We start from the raw sequence: 4,220 nt of genomic DNA on the forward strand, positions 1-4,220 counted from the left end.
GCCAACCGGCTGGCCCATCATCTGATCGGGCTTGGGGTGAAGCCCGACCAGCCGGTGGCGATCTGCGTCGAGCGCAGCCCGGCGATGGTGGTGGGGCTGCTGGCGATCCTGAAAGCGGGCGGCGCCTATGTGCCGCTCGACCCGGCCTATCCGTCCGGCCGGCTGCGGCAGGTGCTCGACGATGCCGCCCCGCGGCTCATGCTTTGCGATGCCGCCGGCCGAAAAGCCCTCGGCCCCGAGGCACTCGCCGATCTCAGTGTGATTGATCTGGATGCGGCCACCCCGGCCTGGGCGGAACTGCCGGCGTCGGATCCCGACCCGCGTGCCCTCGGCCTGACCTCCCGGCATCTCGCCTATGTCATCTACACCTCCGGCTCTACCGGTAGCCCTAAGGGCGTCATGGTCGAGCATGCGAGTGTTCTCAATGTTTTATGCGCTTTTCTGGATGTATCAGGCCTCACAGCGCATGATTCACTCCTCGCGATCACGACGATCTCTTTCGACATTGCGGGGCTGGAACTCTATCTTCCGTTGGCCGTGGGAGCTAACGTCGTCCTTGCTCGCGAGACCAATGCTATTGGATTGCAGCAGCATCTGTCCCATCAGAAGATAACTGTGACGCAGGCAACCCCGGCAGCGTGGCGTATGCTCTTCGACGCCGGCTGGGATGGTGCGCCCGATTTAAGCGCGCTGTGTGGCGGCGAGGCGTTGCCTTCAGATCTGGCCTCGAAGCTCGGCAGAAGGGTAAAATCTCTCAGAAATCTTTATGGTCCGACCGAGACTACAATTTGGTCGACCACCTTTCTTGCCGACGCGAGGATTGAGGCGCCTAACCGGAATGTGCCGATTGGCCGGCCGCCTTCGTGCGGCTGGACGCACTGCCGCTGACGCCGAACGGCAAGCTCGATCGCAAGGCGCTGCCGGCCCCTGCCGACGATGCCTATGCGCGCACCGCCTATGAAGCGCCGCAGGGTGCGATCGAGACGCTGCTGGCGGGGATCTGGGCAGAGCTGCTCGGGGTCGAGCGGGTCGGCCGCCACGACAACTTCTTCGAGCTCGGCGGCCACTCATTGCTGGCGGTGCAGCTGATGGAGCGGCTGCGGCGGCAGTCGCTCGGGGTGGAGGTGCGCACGCTGTTCGCCAGGCCGGTGCTTTGCGATCTCGCCGCCAGCCTTGGCAGCCACCACGAGGTGACAGTGCCGGCCAATCGGATCACCGAAGAGAGTGAGGCGATCACGCCGCAGATGCTGCCGCTGATCGATCTGACCCAGGAGGAGATCGACCGGATCGTGTCGACGGTTCCCGGCGGCGTCGGCAACATCCAGGATATCTATGGCCTGTCGCCGCTGCAGGACGGCATTCTGTTCCACCATCTGCTGGCAACCGAGGGCGATCCCTATCTGCTGGTGTCGCAAATGGCCTTTGCCGATCGGGGTCTGCTCGATCGCTATCTTGCGGCGGTTCAACAGGTGGTCGACCGGCATGACATCCTGCGCACCGCCTTTGTCTGGCAGGGACTGTCTAGCCCGGCGCAGGTGGTGTGGCGCAAGGCGCCGCTGGCGGTGAGCGAGGTCGAGCTGGAGGAAGATGGCGGTCCCGGCCACGAGCAGCTGAAGCGCCGCTTCGATCCGCGCCAGCATCGCATCGATCTTGGCCAGGCGCCCTTGTTGCGGTTCGTGATCGCGCGCGAGCCCGGCAGCGAGCGCTGGCTGCTTTTGGAGCTGCAGCATCATCTGATCGGCGATCATACGACGCTGGAGGTCATGCATGCCGAGGTCCGGGCCGTGCTCGAGGGCGCGCATGCGCTTGATGCGCCGCAGCCGTTCCGCAACCTGGTGGCGCAGGCCCGTCTCGGCGTTTCGTCCGAAGAGCATGAAGCGTTCTTCCGGGAGATGCTCGCCGACATCGACGAGCCGACCACACCGTTCGGGCTGAGCGAGGTTCGCGGCGACGGCAGCGGGGTCGGCGAGGCGCAGCGGATGCTGCCGCCGGCGCTCAACGATCGGCTGCGCGAACAGGCGCGGCGGCTGGGGGTCAGCCTGGCGAGCCTTTGTCATCTGGCCTGGGGCCAGGTGGTGGCGCAGAGCAGCGGCCGCGAACAGGTGGTGTTCGGCACGGTGCTGTTCGGCCGCATGCATGCCGGGACCGGCGCCGACCGCACGATGGGCCTGTCTCATCAACACCCTGCCGGTGCGGCTCGACCTCGACGGAACCGGGATTGCGGCGAGCGTGCGGGCCACACATGCGCGGCTTTCCGAACTGCTCGCACACGAGCATGCCCCGCTCGCCTTGGCGCAACGCTGCAGCGGCGTTGCAGCTCCGGCGCCGTTGTTCGGCGCGCTGTTGAACTACCGTCACAACACCCCGGCCGCCGGCTCGACAACCAATGAGGACCTGTCGGGCATCGAGTGGCTGGGGAGCGAGGAACGCACCAATTATCCCGTGACCCTCGCGGTGGAGGATTTTGGCGAGGCGCTCGGCCTGACGGCGCAGGTGGTGGAGCCGATCTCCGCCGACCGGATCTGCGGCTACATGCAGCGCGCGCTCGAGCAGCTGGTCGAGGCGCTGGAACGGGCGCCGAATACGCCGGTGCGCGAGCTCGACATTCTGCCGGCCGACGAACGCAGCTATCTGCTGGAGGAGCTGAACCGGACGGAAGCGGACTATCCCTCGGACCTGTGCGTGCACGAGCTGTTCGAGGCGCAGGTGCGCCGGGCGCCCGACGCGGTGGCGGTGGTCTTCGAAGGGCAGTCGATCTCCTATGGTACCCTCAATGGCCGGGCCAACCGACTCGCCCATCATCTGATCGGCCTTGGGGTCAAGCCGGACCAGCCGGTGGCGATCTGCGTCGAGCGCAGCCCGGCGATGGTGGTGGGACTGCTGGCGATCCTGAAAGCGGGCGGCGCCTATCTGCCGCTCGATCCGGCCTATCCGTCCGGCCGCCTGCGGCAGGTGCTCGACGATGCCGCCCCGCAACTCATCCTTTGCGATGCCGCCGGCCGCGAAGCGCTGGGCGCCGAGGCACTCGCCGATCTCAGCGTGATCGACTTCTCGGACGGCGAGCTTTCCTGGGCCGACCAGTCCGCTGACGATCCCGACCCGCATACCCTCGGCCTGACCTCCAGCCATCTCGCCTATGTCATCTACACCTCCGGCTCCACCGGAACGCCAAAGGGCGTCATGATGCCCCACGGCTCGCTTATGAATTTGCTCTCGTCTTCACCGGGGGATAGCGCGCCAAAACGCACACTTCAATTCACGACCCTGAACTTCGATGTGTCTTTCCAGGAATTGTTCAGTTGTTGGAGGGACGCTGGACTGCTCGTGCTTATGCGAGAAGAGACCCGTGCCGACTTTGCCGGCTTGCTCGGACTCGTGAAGGCGGAGGCGATCGAGCAGCTTTTCCTCCCATTCGTAGCATTGAACCATTTTGCGGTGGTCTGGAGCGCGCACCCAGTGCTGCTGCCCTCTTTAACTGAGATCTATACGGCGGGTGAGCAATTGCAGGCCACTCCAGTGCTAAGGGCGTTCTTCGAAGCGCATCCGAAGGCGAAATTGATCAATCAATACGGGCCTACAGAAACACACGTCGTTGCGGAGCACCGCCTTTCAACTGACCCATCAACTTGGCCCCGATTTCCTCCCCTCGGCCGCCCAATCGCGAACACGCGGCTCTATCTGCTTGACGACCATGGCCAGCCTGTGCCGTTCGGGGCCGTTGGCGAGCTCTATATCGGCGGGGCAGGGGTAGCGCGCGGCTACCTCAATCGCCCGGAGCTGACGGCGGAGCGGTTCCTGGCCGATCCGTTCAGCGCCGACGCGGATGCCCGGATGTACCGGACCGGCGACCTGGCCCGCTATCTGCCAGACGGCAATCTCGAGTTCCTGGGCCGCAACGACGAGCAGGTGAAGATCCGCGGCTTCCGCATCGAGCCGGGCGAGATCGCCGCCCGGCTCTGCGAGCATGCGCTTGTCGGCGATGCGGCGGTCGTGGCGCGCGCGGATGCGACGGGCGACAAGCGGCTCGTCGCCTATGTGGTCGCGAAGACGACGGACGGGTCGGACGAGCCCGATGGCGCCGAGCTGGCGGCGGCGTTGCGGGCCCATCTCGGTGGCCTGCTGCCGGACTACATGGTGCCGGCCGCCTTCGTGCGGCTGGACGCACTGCCGCTGACGCCGAACGGCAAGCTCGACCGCAAGGCGCTGCCGGCCCCTGCCGA

General features: G+C 65.9%; 1 pseudogene. It reads left to right on the top strand.

Annotated features, from left to right (window positions below):
- A pseudogene (locus J2Z31_RS30155) lies at positions 1 to 4,220 on the top strand (amino acid adenylation domain-containing protein); the annotation flags it as partial.

This window comes from Sinorhizobium kostiense, assembly GCF_017874595.1.
In the GTDB taxonomy this organism is placed as follows: domain Bacteria; phylum Pseudomonadota; class Alphaproteobacteria; order Rhizobiales; family Rhizobiaceae; genus Sinorhizobium; species Sinorhizobium kostiense.